We start from the raw sequence: 15,345 nt of genomic DNA, 5'->3' as shown, positions 1-15,345 counted from the left end.
CAGGCTTAGTTAAGCGTATAGTCCAGCGTGATCTCGGCTTTCAGTACCTGCGACACCGGGCAGCCCGCCTTGGCTTTCTGAATAATGCCGTCAAACTTCTGTGGGTCGATACCTGGCACAGTAACCTTACTGGTTAGCGCAATTTTGCTGATTGCAAAGCCGCTCTCGGTTTTATCCAGCGAGACATCCGCCGTGGTATCAATGGAATCCGCGGTGTAGCCCGCTTCACCAATCATCAGCGACAGTGCCATTGAGAAGCAGGCAGCATGTGCTGCACCAATCAGCTCTTCCGGGTTGGTCCCTTTAGCGCCTTCGAAACGGGTATTAAAGCCGTAAGGTTGTTGATTCAGGACGCCACTTTCAGTAGAAACCGTCCCTTTCCCCTGCTTGATATCACCGGACCAGTGTGCCGAACCTTTCTTATGAATCGTCATTCTTGCTCTCCTTTTGGCTTACAAAGGGTTAAGTATAGACTACGTACCTGACCCACCCCGGAACACAGATAATTCCGGGACATTCACCTGCTGTACCGACAAAAAGGATAAACCTGTGGCGCTAAAAATCAGGATGGCCGTTGCGGCAACCACGCTGGCTCTTTCGTTGTCTTTGCTGGCGAAAACGCCGGAGAACTTTATCTACACCAGTTCCGACGAACTCGACGCGGCATTCCCGCTTGTTGCGCGAAGCGACATCGGCGGCGTGCAGATCGTCTATAACTGGCGCGCGCTTGAGCCGGAGAAGGACCGGTATGACTTCTCGCGGATTGAACGGGATCTGGCGCGCCTTCAGGCCGCGCGAAAAAAGCTCTTCATCCAGATCCAGGATCGTTTTTTTGAGCCGGACGCCCGCTACGTCCCGGATTATCTGCTGCACGATAAGCAATACGGTGGCGGGCTCGCACCGCAGTTCGATAACCCCGGCGAAGGCAAGCCCGTCGGTTCAGGATGGGTAGCGCGCCAGTGGGATCCTGCCGTGCGCCAGCGCTACCAGGCACTGCTGGCGGCCCTTGCAAAACGCTTTGATGGCGAGGTGTATGGGGTAAACCTGCCCGAAACCGCCATCGATCTTGACGAGAAACATCCGCCCGCCGGGTTTAGCTGCGACAGCTACTTTGCAGGCGAAATGGAAAACCTGGCCTTTGCGCGTAAGGCGTTTCAGAAATCCCATGTGGTGCAATATGTCAATTTCTGGCCGTGCGAATGGGATAATGACCATAACTATATGGGGCGGCTTTTTGCTTATGCCAGCGCCAACAACATCGGCCTGGGCGGGCCGGACATCGTGCCCAACCGCAAGGCGCACATGAAGAATGCCTATCCCTTCTTCAATAAAAATAAACAGAAGCTGCCGCTCATCGCGATGGCGGTTCAGGAGCCTACCCTGACCTATAAAAATCCAAAGACCGGTAAGCCCTTTACCAAAGCGGAATTTGACCAGTTCGCAGAAAACTATCTCGGGGCCGATATTATTTTCTGGAGCACGGCTTCGCCCTGGCTACAGAAAAAATCATCGCCCCCTCATGCCAGGTAGCGGGCCAGCTCATCAAGGAACACCCGCAGCGCGGCAGGCTGATACTCCCGGGACTGATAAATGCCATGGATGGCCAGCGGTTTTGGCGCAAGCGCCGCCAGCACCGGCACCAGCAATCCCTGCTCAAGGGCGGCACGCGCTTCGCGCTCCGGCAGCATGGCAATACCGCAGTGCTTCATCGCCGCCTCCATCAACAGCGAAGAGATGCTGGCGCTCAGGTTGCCGCTGACGGCGACGCTCAGGCTTTCCCCTTCCGGGGTCAGAAAGTGCCAGGACTGACCGGCAAAGAAGCTGTAGTGCAGGCAGTTATGCTGCGCTAATGCTTCGGGGCTGTCGGGTGTCCCGTGCTGTGCCAGATAATCCGGCGAGGCGCAGAGTACCGAACGACACTCCCCCAGGCGGCGGGCAATCATCCCGGGCTCGGGGTTGTCGGTAATACGCACGGCAACATCAATACGCTCACCCACCAGGCTCACCGGGTGATTATTCACGTCCAGTTCGATACGCAGCTGCGGGTAGCGCGAGAGCAGACCGGGCAGCACCGGCGCAATCAGGTGCATGGCGGTAAAGTGCGCGCAGGCCACCCGCAGGGTGCCTGACGGCAGATCTTTTTCCGACTGGCCCTCAATTTCCTGCGAGATCTGCGAGAGCGTCCGCGTTTTTTGCAGCACCTTTTCGCCTGCCGCGGTCAGCGTCAGCTTGCGCGTGGAGCGGTTTACCAGCCGGGTTCCCGCCCACTTTTCCATTTGTTCCAGATAACGGCTTACCATCGGCCGGGAGATACCCAGCGCGCGGGCCGCCGCGCTCAAACTTCCCAGCTCGCATATCCGGTTATAAACCTGGGCGGCAATAACGCGATCCATATCCACTCCATCTGCTCGATTTATGAAACTAAGCATGTCTTGTTTCAGGAATTCTGGCAAATACGAATATCCGTACAATAGACACATTCCTGAACAACAGAGACAACAGCATGAAACTCACTCACATTGCCCTGCTTTCCACCCTTTTCACGCCAGCCGCGTTTGCCGCACCGCTGAACGTTGATACCTATAACCCGCAGGAAAAAGGCATTTTCGCGGTCTCTTCCACGCTGGTTTCCGGTCCGAAGGAAGCGGTGCTGTTTGACGCGCAGTTCAGCGTGAAAGATGGCGAAGCGCTGGTGGAGAAGATTCGCCGCAGCGGCAAAACCCTGAATAAGATTGTGATCACCTCCGGCGATCCGGATTTCTACTTTGGCCTGCAGCCGTTGGTTAAAGCCTTCCCGAATGCCAAAGTGGTGGCCACACAGCACGTGGTTGACCATATTAAGGCCACCAAAGACGCGAAGCTGGCTTTCTGGGGTCCGCAGATGAAAGACGGTGCGCCAACGGAACTGGTTGTTCCGCAGGTACTCGCCTCTACCACGTTTATGGTTGACGGAGAAAAGATCGACATCGAGCAGCCTGACAGCTACGCGGCCTATGTGTGGATCCCGTCAGCGAAAACCATCCTCGGCGGCACCGGGGTAGCGTGGGGTATTCACGTCTGGACGGCAGACACGCAGACCGCGGAAAGCCGTAAGCAGTGGCAGGACACCCTGCAGACGATGGCTGCGCATAAGCCAGAACGCGTGATCCCAGGTCACTATCTGGGTAATCCACCCGCGGGCAGTGGCGCGATTGATTTTACGCGTGACTATCTGCAGCGCTTTGAAAAGGCTTTAGCTGCACATAAAGATTCCGCTGGCGTTATCCGTACCCTGAAAAAACAGTATCCGAATCTTGCGGAAGAGAGCTCACTGGAATTAAGCGCTAAGGTCAATACCGGCGAAATGAAGTGGTAATTTAAACGCTGCTCCTGCTCTATTTTCATGATGGCAGGAGCATCTCCCTAATATTCCCTCCGTGACGCGACAATATATTCCCACCCGTTAAAACCACATAAAAGCATGCACTTATGGCATTTTTATTTCTAAGATGAATCTGAACCACAACCGGGAAAATATTTGCCATTCTGTTTATGAATTAATTTTTTGCGAGCCGTACCATTAAACAGACAACGACACGGAGGCAGCATGTTTACTTATTACCCGGCTAATACCGCAGCAGCACAACCTGAACTCGTTAACGCGATTGCGCAGGGTCTTCACGCCGAGCACGGTGCTGTGACTGAAGATGACATTTTAATGGAACTGACCAAATGGGTGGAATCCACAGACAATGACATCCTCAGTGACATCTACCAGCAGACCATTAACTACGTCGTCAGCGGGCAAAACGCACCCTTGTAAAAACCTGCTAAGCTGAATCTGCAACCTAAGGGGTTACATTTCGTTTGCGTAAGCAAACTGGTCCTTAAAACTATCAACAGGATTGAGGAGTTAACATGAAATCGAACCGTCAGGCACGCCATATTCTGGGACTGAACTACAAGCTTTCTAATCAGCGCAAAGTGGTGATTGAAGGCGACCATGAGACGCAAGTCACTCACGCCACCGGCAGAAAACGCCACGCCGGCAAGTAAGTTCCAGAGTGAGATCCAGAACACCATCGGTAATCCCGATGGTGTTTTTGTTTATGTGTTGCGGTAATTCATATTTAGCTCCTTTATAATACCGCCGGACCGCATCCCATCGCACAGGCCAGAAAGATGACAAACAGCAGTGTCAGGGACGGATCTTCATAAAAAGAGTGAGTGACATGGACAACAAACTGAAAAAACATCGTTCCTTATACATCCCATACGCCGGACCAGTTTTACTCGAATTCCCCCTGCTCAACAAAGGCAGCGCCTTCAGCATGGAAGAGCGCAGCAGCTTTAACCTGCTGGGTTTACTGCCGGAAGTGGTGGAAACCATTGAAGAGCAGGCAGAGCGCGCGTGGATCCAGTATCAGGGTTTCAAAACTGAAATCGACAAACACATCTACCTGCGTAACATTCAGGACACCAATGAAACCCTCTTCTACCGCCTGGTGCAGAACCATCTGGAAGAGATGATGCCGGTGATCTACACCCCGACGGTAGGCGCGGCCTGTGAGCGTTTCTCTGAGATCTACCGCCGCTCCCGCGGGGTATTCATCTCTTATCAGAACCGTCACAACATGGACGACATTTTGCAGAACGTGCCGAACCACAATATCAAAGTGATCGTGGTGACTGACGGCGAACGTATTCTCGGCCTCGGCGACCAGGGCATTGGCGGGATGGGGATCCCAATCGGTAAACTCTCCCTCTATACCGCCTGTGGCGGCATCAGCCCGGCGTATACCCTGCCAGTGGTGCTGGATGTCGGTACCAACAACCAGCAGCTGCTTAACGATCCGCTCTATATGGGCTGGCGTCATCCGCGTATTACCGACGACGAGTATTATCAGTTTGTCGATGATTTCATCCAGGCCGTCAAGCACCGCTGGCCGGACGTGCTGCTGCAGTTCGAAGACTTCGCGCAGAAAAACGCGATGCCGCTGCTGAACCGCTATCGCGATGAGATCTGCTCCTTTAACGACGACATTCAGGGCACCGCCGCGGTGACCGTGGGGACGCTTATCGCCGCCAGCCGCGCGGCAGGCAGCCAGCTGAGCTACCAGAAAATCGTCTTCCTGGGCGCGGGCTCTGCGGGCTGCGGTATCGCCGAGCAGATTATCGCCCAGACCCAGCGTGAAGGCCTGAGTGAAGAGCTGGCCCGCTCCCGCGTCTTTATGGTTGATCGCTTCGGCCTGCTGACCGACGGTATGCCGAACCTGCTGCCGTTCCAGACCAAACTCGTGCAGAAGCGCGAGAACCTGAAAAACTGGGATACCGACAACGAAGTGCTCTCCCTGCTGGACGTGGTGCGCAACGTGAAGCCGGATATTCTGATTGGCGTTTCCGGTCAAACCGGTCTCTTCACCGAAGAGATTATTCGCGAAATGCACAAGCACTGCGAACGCCCTATCGTGATGCCGCTCTCCAACCCGACCTCCCGCGTGGAAGCAACGCCGCAGGACATCATTGCCTGGACCGAAGGTAACGCGCTGGTTGCTACCGGCAGCCCGTTCGATCCGGTCGTGTGGAAAGATAAAACTTATCCCATTGCCCAGTGTAACAACTCGTATATCTTCCCGGGCATTGGTCTGGGCGTTATCGCCTCCGGGGCGTCGCGCATTACCGATGAAATGCTGATGTCCGCGAGCGAAACCCTGGCGGGCCACTCGCCGCTGGTCAACGACGGCGAAGGTCTGGTGCTGCCAGAGCTGAAAGACATTCATAAGGTGTCGCGCGCTATTGCCTTTGCGGTCGGTAAAATGGCGCAGCAGCAGGGTGTGGCGGTGAAGACCTCTGCCGACGCGCTGCAGCAGGCTATTGACGACAACTTCTGGAAGCCTGAATACCGCAGCTATCGCCGTACCTCGATTTAACTCTGCGCCTCAACCATTCCCTCTCCCTTCGGGAGAGGGAATGGTTCCGAACCCTCAATATGAATCACACATTCACGCCCCACTAGCCAAACCCCTTTACCCGCGCTACACTCCTTTCATCCATTAACCCACTGAATATATAAGGAGGCCAATTATGCTGTACTGTGAAATTTTCAATGTTTCACATACATTTGGTGATCGCACCTGCTCAAGCGTTATCGGTATCGTGCTGCGATAACTTCTGCTTGAGCGAAGACACCAACCCCTGAAATCCCTTCTCTCGGGCTTACTGAGTTATCGTCAGCGATGTTTGACGAGGCATAAACATGCCTGTAACTCTTGGGTAAGCAATAATGAGCACTTTACTCATTGCACAATCTTTACGCGTTGATACGGCGTTTGGCACGCTCTTCGACTCTCTCTCCTTTACGCTGAAAAAAGGCGACCGCATTGGTCTGCTGGGCGATAACGGCTGTGGCAAAAGTACGCTGCTGAAGGTGCTGGACGGCACTGACTCTCCTGCTGCCGGGACGGTAGCGCTGGCCGGGCACTGCCTGATGGCGCGCGTGGAACAACATCTGCCGGAGGCGATTCATCCGCTGACCATGCTGGATGCCGTCCTGGCCCGCTTGCCCTCTGCGGAACGCGACAGCCTGCGCTGGAAAGCTGAAACGCTGCTGGCGGGCATGGGCTTTACGCCGCAGGATATGGCGCTGCACGCCGCCACGCTCAGCGGCGGTCAGCACACCCGCCTGCTGCTGGCGCGGGCGCTGATCCACGAGCCGGACCTGCTCCTGCTTGATGAACCCAGCAACCACCTGGACCTGCCAACCATGCTCTGGCTGGAGCATTTTTTACAGCACTGGTCAGGCAGTTTCGTGCTGGTCTCGCATGACAGACAGCTGCTGGATGCCGTCACCAACGGCAGCTGGATCCTGCGCGATAAAACGCTGCACTACTTTGCCCTTCCCTGCACGGCGGCACGCAAGGCGCTGGAAGCCAGGGATGAAAGCGACGCGCAGCGCCACAAAGCGGAGCAAAAGGAGATCGACCGCGTGACCGCCAGCGCGAAGCGGCTGGCGACCTGGGGCAAGGTGTACGACAACGAAGACCTGGCCCGCAAAGCTAAACAGATGGAAAAACAGGTCGAACGCCTGAAAGAGAGCCAGACCTCGCTCACGGCGGGTAGCCCGTGGACGTTAAGCCTGCGCGGTGACGCGCTGCGGGCAGACCGTCTGCTGGAGATGGAAAACCTCAGCGTCCCGCCTGCGCCAGGGCTACCGCCGCTGTTTAACATCGAAACGGCACGGCTGAAAAGCGGCGATCGCGTGGCGATTGTCGGGCGTAACGGCTGCGGTAAATCGTCGTTAATGAAGCTTATCTGGCGACATTTTACCGATGAACCGGCGGACTGCGGGCTGAAAATCCATCCGCGCGTCTCGCCGGGCTATTACGATCAGACGCTGAACCAGCTCCCGGATGACGCCACGCTGCTTGATGCGCTGGAGCCTTTCGCGCCCGACCCGCAAAACCGGAAGATGGCGCTTATCAGCGCCGGGTTCCCGTGGTCCCGTCACGGGCAGAAAGTCAGCACGCTCAGCGGCGGCGAGCGTTCACGCCTGCTGTTTGTGGGCCTGACGCTCGCCCGCTATAGCCTGCTGATGCTCGATGAGCCAACCAACCATCTGGACATGGAAGGCAAAGAGGCGCTGGCAGAAACGCTGCAGCAGTTTGAAGGTGGCGTGCTGCTGGTCAGCCACGATCGTCAGTTAATTAGCCAAAGCTGCAACCGCTTCTGGCTGATAGAGGACGGTACGCTGAGCGAATGGCACGACGCGGAAGCGGTGTTTGCGCGGCTGCGTGAAAGCGCGGGGCTGGTAATGGCCACTGCGCCCGCTGCCGCCGCGACGGTTCAACCCTCACCGTATGACGATCTGCTTGAACGGCTGGTCGCGCTGGAAACGCTGCTGGCAGACGATCTGGCGCGCAAACCGAAACATCAAAAACCGCAGCTTCAGGCGCAATGGCGTAAAGAGATAGAGGAGATAGAAGCACAGCTGTAAGTCTGCGCCCGGCGAGCGCCTCGCCGGGCCAGCATTTTCCCCCTTAATTATTAGAGGAACGCCGTATTCTTAATCTGAAATCGGATTAAATGATGACATTATGTTGCCGCAGCCTTGCATTACCAGGCTAATGTATTAATCCTTAAGGGGTATTACACCTGCTATGCAGATTCTTATCATGAACAAGGAGATACACATGAAGGCTGCTGTTGTCACTCAGGATCATCAGGTCAATGTCACCGAAAAAACCTTACGCCCGCTGAAGCACGGGGAAGCCTTGCTGAAGATGGAGTGCTGTGGCGTATGCCATACCGATCTTCACGTGAAGAACGGCGATTTCGGCGATAAAACCGGCGTGATCCTGGGCCATGAAGGGATTGGGATCGTCAAAGAGATCGGCCCTGGCGTGAAATCGCTGAAAGTCGGCGATCGCGCGAGCGTGGCATGGTTTTTTGAAGGCTGTGGCCACTGCGAATACTGTAATACCGGCAACGAAACCCTGTGCCGCGATGTGAAAAACGCCGGTTACTCCGTGGATGGCGGCATGGCGGAAGAGTGCATCGTCACTGCGGATTACGCGGTAAAAGTGCCGGATGGTCTGGATTCGGCGGCGGCCAGCAGCATTACCTGCGCTGGCGTCACCACCTACAAAGCCGTGAAGGTATCGGGTATTAAACCGGGCCAGTGGATTGCCATTTACGGTCTGGGCGGGCTGGGTAACCTCGCGCTGCAGTACGCCAAAAACGTCTTTAATGCCAAAGTCATCGCCCTTGACGTTAACGACGAACAGTTGAAGCTGGCGGCCAGCATGGGCGCGGATTTAACCATCAACTCCCGCAGCGAAGATGCCGCGAAAATTGTGCAGGAAAAAACCGGCGGCGCGCATGCAGCCGTGGTGACAGCCGTGGCAAAAGCGGCGTTTAACTCGGCAGTGGATGCCGTGCGCGCCGGTGGCCGCGTGGTGGCGGTGGGTCTGCCACCGGAAGCCATGAGCCTCGATATTCCACGTCTGGTGCTGGACGGCATTCAGGTGGTCGGTTCCCTGGTCGGCACCCGTCAGGATCTGCAGGAAGCGTTCCAGTTCGCCGCGGAAGGCAAAGTGGTGCCTAAGGTCACGATGCGTCCGATCGAGGACATCAACGCCATCTTCAAAGAGATGGAACAGGGCCAGATCCGTGGCCGTATGGTGATCGACTTACGTTCATAATCGTCCACCTTTCATCACCGCTCCTCTCCGGGGCGGTTTTTTTATAGCCATTTTCCGGCAATCCTTATCTTAATTCCTTTGTTCCCTTGTTTTCCCCCGCGCCCGATGATGAATCCGACGCTAACAAGAAGATAACAAAGGAATTCACCATGCAAACCCCATTTCGTCTGCCGCTGCTGACGGCGTTAATTCTGACGACCACCGCAGCCTGGGCCGCTGATGCGCCCGTCAAAGGCGGCACGCTGATTTATCTGGAGCAACAGGCCCACACCAACCTCTATCCGCCTGCCGGTGGCTTTTACCCCAACGGCGGCATTCTGAACCAGATCACCGACAAACTGACCTGGCAGAACCCGAAAACGTTACAGGTTGAGCCCTGGGTGGCCGAAAGCTGGACCACCAACGCCGATAAAACCGAATACACCTTTAAACTTCGCCCTGGTATCACCTTCTCCGACGGCACGCCGCTGGACGCAAACGCCGTAGCGAAAAACTTTGATACCTACGGCTTAGGTAACAAAGCGCAGCGTCTGCCGGTGTCCGAAGTGATCAATAACTACGATCGCAGCGAGGTGGTCGACCCGCTGACCGTCAAGTTCTACTTCAAAAAACCGTCGCCGGGGTTCCTGCAGGGCACTGCCACCATTGGCTCGGGTCTGGTCTCGCTCAGCACTCTGAAACGCAACTTTGAAGAGCTGGGGGATGCGCGCCACATCATTGGCTCCGGCCCGTTTGTGGTGAAAGACGAAAAGCTGGGGCGCGAAGTGACGCTTGAAGCCCGCAAAGATTACCAGTGGGGGCCAAAAAATCTGCCGCAGCAGGGTCCGGCCAATCTGGACGGCATCAAGTTTATCGTCACCCAGGAAGACAGTGTGCGCATCGGCGCTCTGCTGGCCGGTCAGGCGGATTTTATTCGTCAGGTACAGGCGTATGACGAAAAGCAGGCCACCGATCAGGGCTATAAAATCTATGCCGCCCCGACGCGTGGGGTGAACGACAGCATCAGCTTCCGCCCGGACAACCCGCTGGTTTCCGACGTTCGCGTTCGCCAGGCGCTGCTGCACGCCACCAATGCGAAACAGGTGGTCGAAACCCTCTTCTCGGCTAACTATCCGCAGGCGAAGTCCGTGATTGCCGGTTCTGCCGCAGGCTTTGTCGATCTCAGCGACAAACTGACCTTTGACCCGGCAAAAGCCAACCAGCTGCTCGATGAGGCAGGCTGGAAAGCAGGCAGCGACGGCATTCGCGCGAAAGACGGCCAGCGGCTGGCGCTGACGGTCTATGAATCATTGCCGCAGCCGCAAAACAAAGAGGTGCTGCAGCTGGTTGCCCAGCAGTGGCGGCAGGTGGGCGTGGCCCTGAACGTCAAGGCCGGTGACGCAGGCAGCCGCACGCTGGATAACCTTGACCCGCTGAAAACACCGTTAACCGTCTCCGAAGTCGGCCGCGCCGATCCGGATGTGGTGAAAAGTATGTTCTACCCCGCTAACCGTGACGCGCTGCTGCAAAAAGGCGGCTCCAGCGACAAGGTTAAAAACTTCCGCGACGACAAGCTGAATGCGCTGCTGGTAAACATCTCTGCGGAAGTCGATCCGCAAAAACGCCTGCAGCTGACGGGCGACGCCCAGCGCTATCTGCTGGATAACGCCTACGTCATCCCGATCTTCGAGGAGCCGCAGGTCTTTGCCGGCGCCCCGTGGCTGAAAGGCGTGAATTTCGAAGCGGTAGGCCGCCCGTCGTTCTACGGCGCGTGGATTGAGAAACACTGAGGAGCTGACGATGCGCCACGCACTTCTTCAACGTTTCGGGCATGGGCTGCTGGTGCTGTGGGCCGCCTTTACCCTCTCGTTCGTGTTGCTCCAGGTTCTGCCGGGCGACGCGGTGCTGATTAAATTTCAGAACCCGGACCTGGGCTTAAGCCCGGCGCAAATCGAGGAGATGCGCGTGGCCTATGGCGCGGACAGTCCGCTGTGGCAGCAGTATGGCCATACGCTGCTGGCGATGCTGCGAGGAGATTTCGGCTACTCGTTACAGGCAGGCGTGCCGGTCAGTGAGCTGATTGCCAGCAATCTGCCGGATACCCTGAGCCTCGCCCTGCCCGCCTTTTTACTCGCGGTTGTGCTGGCCTTCGCACTGGCCTTTGCGTCGCGGCTACCGGGCCTGCGCTGGTTGAGCAATACCTTCCAGTCTCTGCCGGTCCTGTTTATCTCCTTACCGACGTTCTGGCTGGGGATTGCCCTGATCCAGCTTTTTTCTTTTCAACTGCGGCTGATCCCGGTGATTAACCCGACGCCGTTGCAGGGGCTGATCCTGCCCATCGTCACCGTCGCCATCCCCATCTCCGCCCCGCTGGCACAAATCCTGATGCGCAGCCTGGACCAGGTGGCGACCCAGCCGTTTGTCGCCGTTGCCCGGGCCAAAGGGCTGAGTGAAACCGCCGTCCTGTGGCGTCATGTGACCGGCAACGCCCTGCTGCCGGTGCTGAATATTGCCGGGCTGCTGCTGGGCGAGCTGATTGCCGGTGCGCTGATCACCGAAACCGTTTTTGGCCGCAGCGGGCTGGGGCAACTGACCCAGCAGGCGGTCAATAACCAGGACATCGCCGTGCTTCAGGCGGTGGTGATGATTTCCGCGCTCGGTTTTGTCCTGATCAATCTGCTGGTGGATCTGCTGATGCCGCTGCTGGATCCCCGGCTGCAACCCCTTTCCGGAGGTGCTTCATGAGTCTGGTCGATTACGCTGCCGCCGCGCGTAAACGCGTCCCCAGCTGGCAGGGCGTCGCGTGGCAGCCCGGACTGTGGCTGGCATGGGCGGTCATTGTGATTGCGATTTTCGCCGCCGCGGCGCCGGGCCTGTTAACCCACTACAGCCCGATTGAGGGCATAGCGGGCGCACAGCGTCTGGCCCCGCAAGCCGGCCACTGGCTCGGCACCGATCAGCTTGGCCGCGATGTTTACACCCGTATTGTATATGGTGCGTCCCACTCCCTGAGCGCAGCGCTGGCCGCCGTCACGATGGGTCTGCTGGTGGGCACCGGTTTAGGGGTGGTTGCCGGGGCGTTCGCCGGACGCGTTGAGTCTTTCCTGATGCGTTTTGTCGACGTGCTGCTCTCCATCCCGTCCCTGCTGCTCTCGCTGACGGTGATCATTCTGCTCGGGTTTGGCACCGTTAATGCCGCAATTGCCGTGGGCGTGGCTTCCATTGCCAGCTTCGCCCGCCTCGCGCGCGGTGAAGTGGTGCGCATCCGCCATACGGATTATGTCGAGGCGGCGTTTGGCAGCGGCGGGACGTTCCTGGCGGTGCTGTGGCGACATATCCTGCCTAACGCCTTAACCGCCGTCCTCGCCTTTGCCACGCTGCAGTTTGGTCAGGCCATCCTGGCACTCTCCACGCTGAGCTTTCTCGGCTACGGCACCCCGCCGCCCGTGCCGGAATGGGGCTTATTGATTGCCGAAGGCCGTAACTATCTCTCTACCGCCTGGTGGTTAACCACCTTCCCCGGTGTGGTTGTCATCGCCGTCGTGCTGGCGACCAACCGAATCAGCCAGCAGTTCAGCGGAGGCCCGAAATGAGCGTACTCTCGGTAGAAAACCTGACCCTTAGCTACCGTACCGCGCGCCAGTGGCGGGAGGTGGTGCATAACGTTAGCTTCACGCTCCGTCGGGGGGAAATGCTGGCGCTTGTCGGTGAATCCGGCTCCGGCAAAACGACCACGGCGCAGGCGATCATCGGTCTGCTGGCTGACAACGCCCGGCGTGATGCGGGAAAAATCGTGCTCAACGGTGAGGAGATAAGCCAGTGGTCCGCTAAGCGTCTTGATACCCTCCGCGGGGCGCGCATCAGCCTGGTACCGCAGGATCCGGGAAATTCGCTCAATCCGGTAAAAACCATCGGCGCGCAGGTTGGCGAAATTATTCAGCTGCACCAAAAGGTAACGGCACTCCAGCGCGACGAGCAGGTGCTCGCCCTGCTGACTAAGGTTGGCCTGAGCCATCCCGAACAGCGCATGAAGCAATATCCCCATCAGCTGTCCGGCGGGATGAAACAGCGGGTGCTGATTGCCATCGCGATAGCGCTGCGCCCGGACGTCATCATTGCCGACGAGCCCACCAGCGCGCTGGACGTGACCGTGCAAAAACGCATTCTTGACCTGCTGGATCTCCTGCGCCGGGAATCGGGGACCGCCGTCCTGTTTGTTACCCACGATCTGGCGCTGGCCGCTGAGCGCGCGGACCGGCTGCTGGTTTTCCGCGATGGCGAGGTTCAGGAACAAGGAAACACCGCCGATATCGTCCGTACGCCGCAGCACGCCTACACCCGCCAGCTGCTGAGCGATCTCCAGGGCCAGCGCCTGACCATCGCCCCGGTGGCCGGTCTGCCGCTCGCCTCACCGGCCATTCGCGCCCGCGCCATCAGCAAACGTTTCTCGCTGGGCAAAGGCCATCAGCTGCAGGCGCTGGATCAGGTGACGTTCGACGTCAGGCGTGGCAGCACGCATGCCCTGGTGGGTGAGTCGGGCTCCGGTAAAACCACCCTTGCCCGTATTTTGCTGGGCTTCGAACAGGCCGACAGCGGGCAGGTCATTATTGACGATATTGATGCCACCACGCTCAGCCGCGAGGCCCGTCGCCAGCTGCGTCGGAAGATCCAGTTTGTCTACCAGAACCCGTTTGCCTCGCTCGACCCGCGTCAGACCCTGTTTGAGATTATCGAAGAGCCGCTGAAGAACTTTTCCCGCCTGCGCAAAGCGGAGCGCAAAATCCGGGTGGAGACCGTGGCGCAGCGAGTGGCCTTGCCCGTAGACCTCCTGACCCGCACCGCCCGTGAGCTGTCAGGCGGGCAGCGCCAGCGCGTGGCCATCGCCCGGGCGCTGATCCTGGAGCCGACCATTCTGGTGCTGGACGAAGCCACCTCCGCGCTGGATGTCACCGTTCAGGCGCAGATCCTGGCGTTGCTGCAACAACTGCAGCAGCAGCTGGGGTTGACCTATCTCTTCATTACGCACGATCTCTCCACCGTGCGCCGGATCGCTCACAGCGTCACGGTGCTGCGCAGCGGTCAGGTGGTTGAGCACGGTGACGTCGGAACCTTGTTCGCGTCGCCGCAGAACGCCTATACCCGCGAACTGATTGACGCCATTCCCCATTTTTCACCCGCTACGGAGGAGTTCGCATGACGCGAAAACGCCTTGGGTTTTTCACCCGCCTGCTTGACGATGCCACACCGAAGGTGCGTTATCGTCTGGCCACAGAACAGATCCGCCACGCTGAACGCCACGGCTTTGACAGCGCGTGGATTGCGCAGCACCACTTTCACGAAAGTGAAGGCGGTTTGCCGTCGCCATTGCTGTTCCTGGCCCACGTTGCGGCGCATACCGAAACCATCCGTCTGGGCACAGCCATTATTACCCTGCCGATGGAAAACCCGCTGCGCGTGGCGGAAGATGCCGCGGTGCTTGATTTACTCGCCGATGGACGTCTTGAAGTCGGGCTGGGGTCAGGCGGCACGCCCACCTCATTCCTGCCATTCGGCCAGACGTTTGAGGCGCGCGCAGCCGCGTTTGCCGAGAACCTGCACGTGCTCCAGAGCGCCTGGCGTGGGGATTCGCTCGGCCATCCGGATAACCACTTATACCCACCGGCACCGCAGCTGGCTGACCGCATCTGGATTGCCACCTTCTCCGTGGAGGGGGCCGTGCGGGCAGCCCAGGCCGGACACGGCTTAATGCTCTCACGCACGCAGCCGCGCCCGGCAGACCAGCCTGATCTCACGCTCGACGCGATCCAGAACCCGATTGTGGATGCCTACCTTGAGGCGCTACCGGCAGGCATCGCGCCGCGCATTCTTGCCTCACGCACCGCGTTCGTCGCCGACAGCGATGACTATGCGCTGAAAGTTGCGACGCCGGGTCTCACGAAACAGGCACAGCAGCATCGCGCTGCCGGACACGCAGTTAAAGGTGACACCGTCACGGATTATCGTCGTCAGTTTGACGCCCATATCGGTTCACCCGACACGGTATTGCGCTCACTGCACGCCGATTCCATTCTCAGGCGCGCCACGGATATCTCGTTCCAGGTCCATTCGGTCGAGCCCACGCACCGCGACACCCTTCGCTCCATTGAGCTGATTGCCGAACATATTGCCCCCCATATTCTTTGAGGAG

The 15,345-nt window shown here is 58.1% G+C and carries 14 protein-coding genes; 12 read left to right on the top strand and 2 right to left on the bottom strand.

The features are described from left to right. Positions 1 to 5 precede the first annotated feature (5 nt). Entirely contained in the window at positions 6 to 434 is a 429-nt protein-coding gene (locus tag GM298_RS01275) for an OsmC family protein (RefSeq protein WP_095448987.1), read from the bottom strand. A 133-nt stretch (positions 435 to 567) separates the two neighbouring features. On the opposite strand from GM298_RS01275, the gene GM298_RS01270 reads away from it, so the two are divergent. Continuing rightward, entirely contained in the window at positions 568 to 1,530 is a 963-nt protein-coding gene (locus GM298_RS01270; RefSeq protein WP_416347185.1) for a hypothetical protein, read from the top strand. Here GM298_RS01270 and GM298_RS01265 read toward each other — a convergent pair. Beyond that, positions 1,518 to 2,393 (bottom strand): LysR family transcriptional regulator, encoded by an 876-nt coding sequence (locus GM298_RS01265; RefSeq protein ID WP_045285777.1) that lies wholly within the window; start codon positions 2,391 to 2,393, stop codon positions 1,518 to 1,520. The genes GM298_RS01270 and GM298_RS01265 overlap by 13 nt on opposite strands. 110 nt (positions 2,394 to 2,503) lie before the next feature. Here GM298_RS01265 and GM298_RS01260 point away from each other — a divergent pair, with 110 nt between their 5' ends. From GM298_RS01260 to GM298_RS01210, 11 genes are all read left to right on the top strand, one after another. Then, entirely contained in the window at positions 2,504 to 3,355 is an 852-nt protein-coding gene (locus GM298_RS01260) for a Vmh family MBL fold metallo-hydrolase (RefSeq protein WP_266153370.1), read from the top strand. A gap of 231 nt (positions 3,356 to 3,586) precedes the next feature. Next, positions 3,587 to 3,802: a biofilm-dependent modulation protein gene (bdm, locus tag GM298_RS01255; protein WP_013096534.1), complete on the top strand. Its 216-nt coding sequence runs from the start codon at positions 3,587 to 3,589 to the stop codon at positions 3,800 to 3,802. Between the two features lie 95 nt (positions 3,803 to 3,897). Next, positions 3,898 to 4,035 carry a stationary-phase-induced ribosome-associated protein gene (gene sra, locus GM298_RS01250; RefSeq protein WP_008501714.1) on the top strand — a complete coding sequence of 46 codons (138 nt, stop codon included), beginning with the start codon at positions 3,898 to 3,900 and terminating at the stop codon, positions 4,033 to 4,035. A gap of 176 nt (positions 4,036 to 4,211) precedes the next feature. Next, entirely contained in the window at positions 4,212 to 5,909 is a 1,698-nt protein-coding gene (locus tag GM298_RS01245; RefSeq protein WP_008501715.1) for an NAD-dependent malic enzyme, read from the top strand. Positions 5,910 to 6,262: 353 nt separating this feature from the next. After that, entirely contained in the window at positions 6,263 to 7,972 is a 1,710-nt protein-coding gene (locus tag GM298_RS01240) for an ABC-F family ATP-binding cassette domain-containing protein (protein WP_266153368.1), read from the top strand. 196 nt (positions 7,973 to 8,168) lie between these two features. Then, positions 8,169 to 9,179: an alcohol dehydrogenase AdhP gene (gene adhP, locus GM298_RS01235; RefSeq protein WP_266153367.1), complete on the top strand. Its 1,011-nt coding sequence runs from the start codon at positions 8,169 to 8,171 to the stop codon at positions 9,177 to 9,179. Between the two features lie 149 nt (positions 9,180 to 9,328). Further along, entirely contained in the window at positions 9,329 to 10,948 is a 1,620-nt protein-coding gene (locus GM298_RS01230) for a TIGR04028 family ABC transporter substrate-binding protein (protein ID WP_025758861.1), read from the top strand. Between the two features lie 10 nt (positions 10,949 to 10,958). Further along, positions 10,959 to 11,903 (top strand): ABC transporter permease, encoded by a 945-nt coding sequence (locus GM298_RS01225; protein WP_088244206.1) that lies wholly within the window; start codon positions 10,959 to 10,961, stop codon positions 11,901 to 11,903. Further along, positions 11,900 to 12,751, top strand: a complete 852-nt coding sequence (locus tag GM298_RS01220; RefSeq protein WP_126800065.1) for an ABC transporter permease — start codon at positions 11,900 to 11,902, stop codon at positions 12,749 to 12,751. Before GM298_RS01225 ends, GM298_RS01220 begins: the two co-directional genes overlap by 4 nt. Next, entirely contained in the window at positions 12,748 to 14,355 is a 1,608-nt protein-coding gene (locus GM298_RS01215; RefSeq protein WP_266153366.1) for a dipeptide ABC transporter ATP-binding protein, read from the top strand. The genes GM298_RS01220 and GM298_RS01215 overlap by 4 nt, the downstream gene beginning before the upstream one ends. Beyond that, the gene (locus GM298_RS01210; RefSeq protein WP_266153365.1) at positions 14,352 to 15,341 is read left to right on the top strand and encodes a putative FMN-dependent luciferase-like monooxygenase; all 990 of its coding nucleotides are present in this window, start codon (positions 14,352 to 14,354) and stop codon (positions 15,339 to 15,341) included. The genes GM298_RS01215 and GM298_RS01210 overlap by 4 nt, the downstream gene beginning before the upstream one ends. Positions 15,342 to 15,345 lie beyond the last annotated feature (4 nt).

Source organism: Enterobacter sp. HSTU-ASh6 (genome assembly GCF_026319105.1).
Classification (GTDB): domain Bacteria; phylum Pseudomonadota; class Gammaproteobacteria; order Enterobacterales; family Enterobacteriaceae; genus Enterobacter; species Enterobacter sichuanensis.
Note: the sequence above shows the minus strand (reverse complement) of the source record. Positions and strands in the feature narration are given on the sequence as shown.

Excerpts from the sequence above, each read along its gene's own strand:
- GM298_RS01270 (WP_416347185.1), top strand. The coding sequence starts at position 568 with ATGGCCGTTGCGGCAACCACGCTGGCTCTTTCGTTGTCTTTGCTGGCG.
- GM298_RS01240 (WP_266153368.1), top strand. The coding sequence starts at position 6,263 with ATGAGCACTTTACTCATTGCACAATCTTTACGCGTTGATACGGCGTTT.
- GM298_RS01260 (WP_266153370.1), top strand. The coding sequence starts at position 2,504 with ATGAAACTCACTCACATTGCCCTGCTTTCCACCCTTTTCACGCCAGCC.
- GM298_RS01275 (WP_095448987.1), bottom strand. The coding sequence starts at position 434 with ATGACGATTCATAAGAAAGGTTCGGCACACTGGTCCGGTGATATCAAG.
- bdm (WP_013096534.1), top strand. The coding sequence starts at position 3,587 with ATGTTTACTTATTACCCGGCTAATACCGCAGCAGCACAACCTGAACTC.
- sra (WP_008501714.1), top strand. The coding sequence starts at position 3,898 with ATGAAATCGAACCGTCAGGCACGCCATATTCTGGGACTGAACTACAAG.
- GM298_RS01215 (WP_266153366.1), top strand. The coding sequence starts at position 12,748 with ATGAGCGTACTCTCGGTAGAAAACCTGACCCTTAGCTACCGTACCGCG.
- GM298_RS01210 (WP_266153365.1), top strand. The coding sequence starts at position 14,352 with ATGACGCGAAAACGCCTTGGGTTTTTCACCCGCCTGCTTGACGATGCC.
- GM298_RS01225 (WP_088244206.1), top strand. The coding sequence starts at position 10,959 with ATGCGCCACGCACTTCTTCAACGTTTCGGGCATGGGCTGCTGGTGCTG.
- GM298_RS01220 (WP_126800065.1), top strand. The coding sequence starts at position 11,900 with ATGAGTCTGGTCGATTACGCTGCCGCCGCGCGTAAACGCGTCCCCAGC.
- adhP (WP_266153367.1), top strand. The coding sequence starts at position 8,169 with ATGAAGGCTGCTGTTGTCACTCAGGATCATCAGGTCAATGTCACCGAA.
- GM298_RS01245 (WP_008501715.1), top strand. The coding sequence starts at position 4,212 with ATGGACAACAAACTGAAAAAACATCGTTCCTTATACATCCCATACGCC.
- GM298_RS01265 (WP_045285777.1), bottom strand. The coding sequence starts at position 2,393 with ATGGATCGCGTTATTGCCGCCCAGGTTTATAACCGGATATGCGAGCTG.
- GM298_RS01230 (WP_025758861.1), top strand. The coding sequence starts at position 9,329 with ATGCAAACCCCATTTCGTCTGCCGCTGCTGACGGCGTTAATTCTGACG.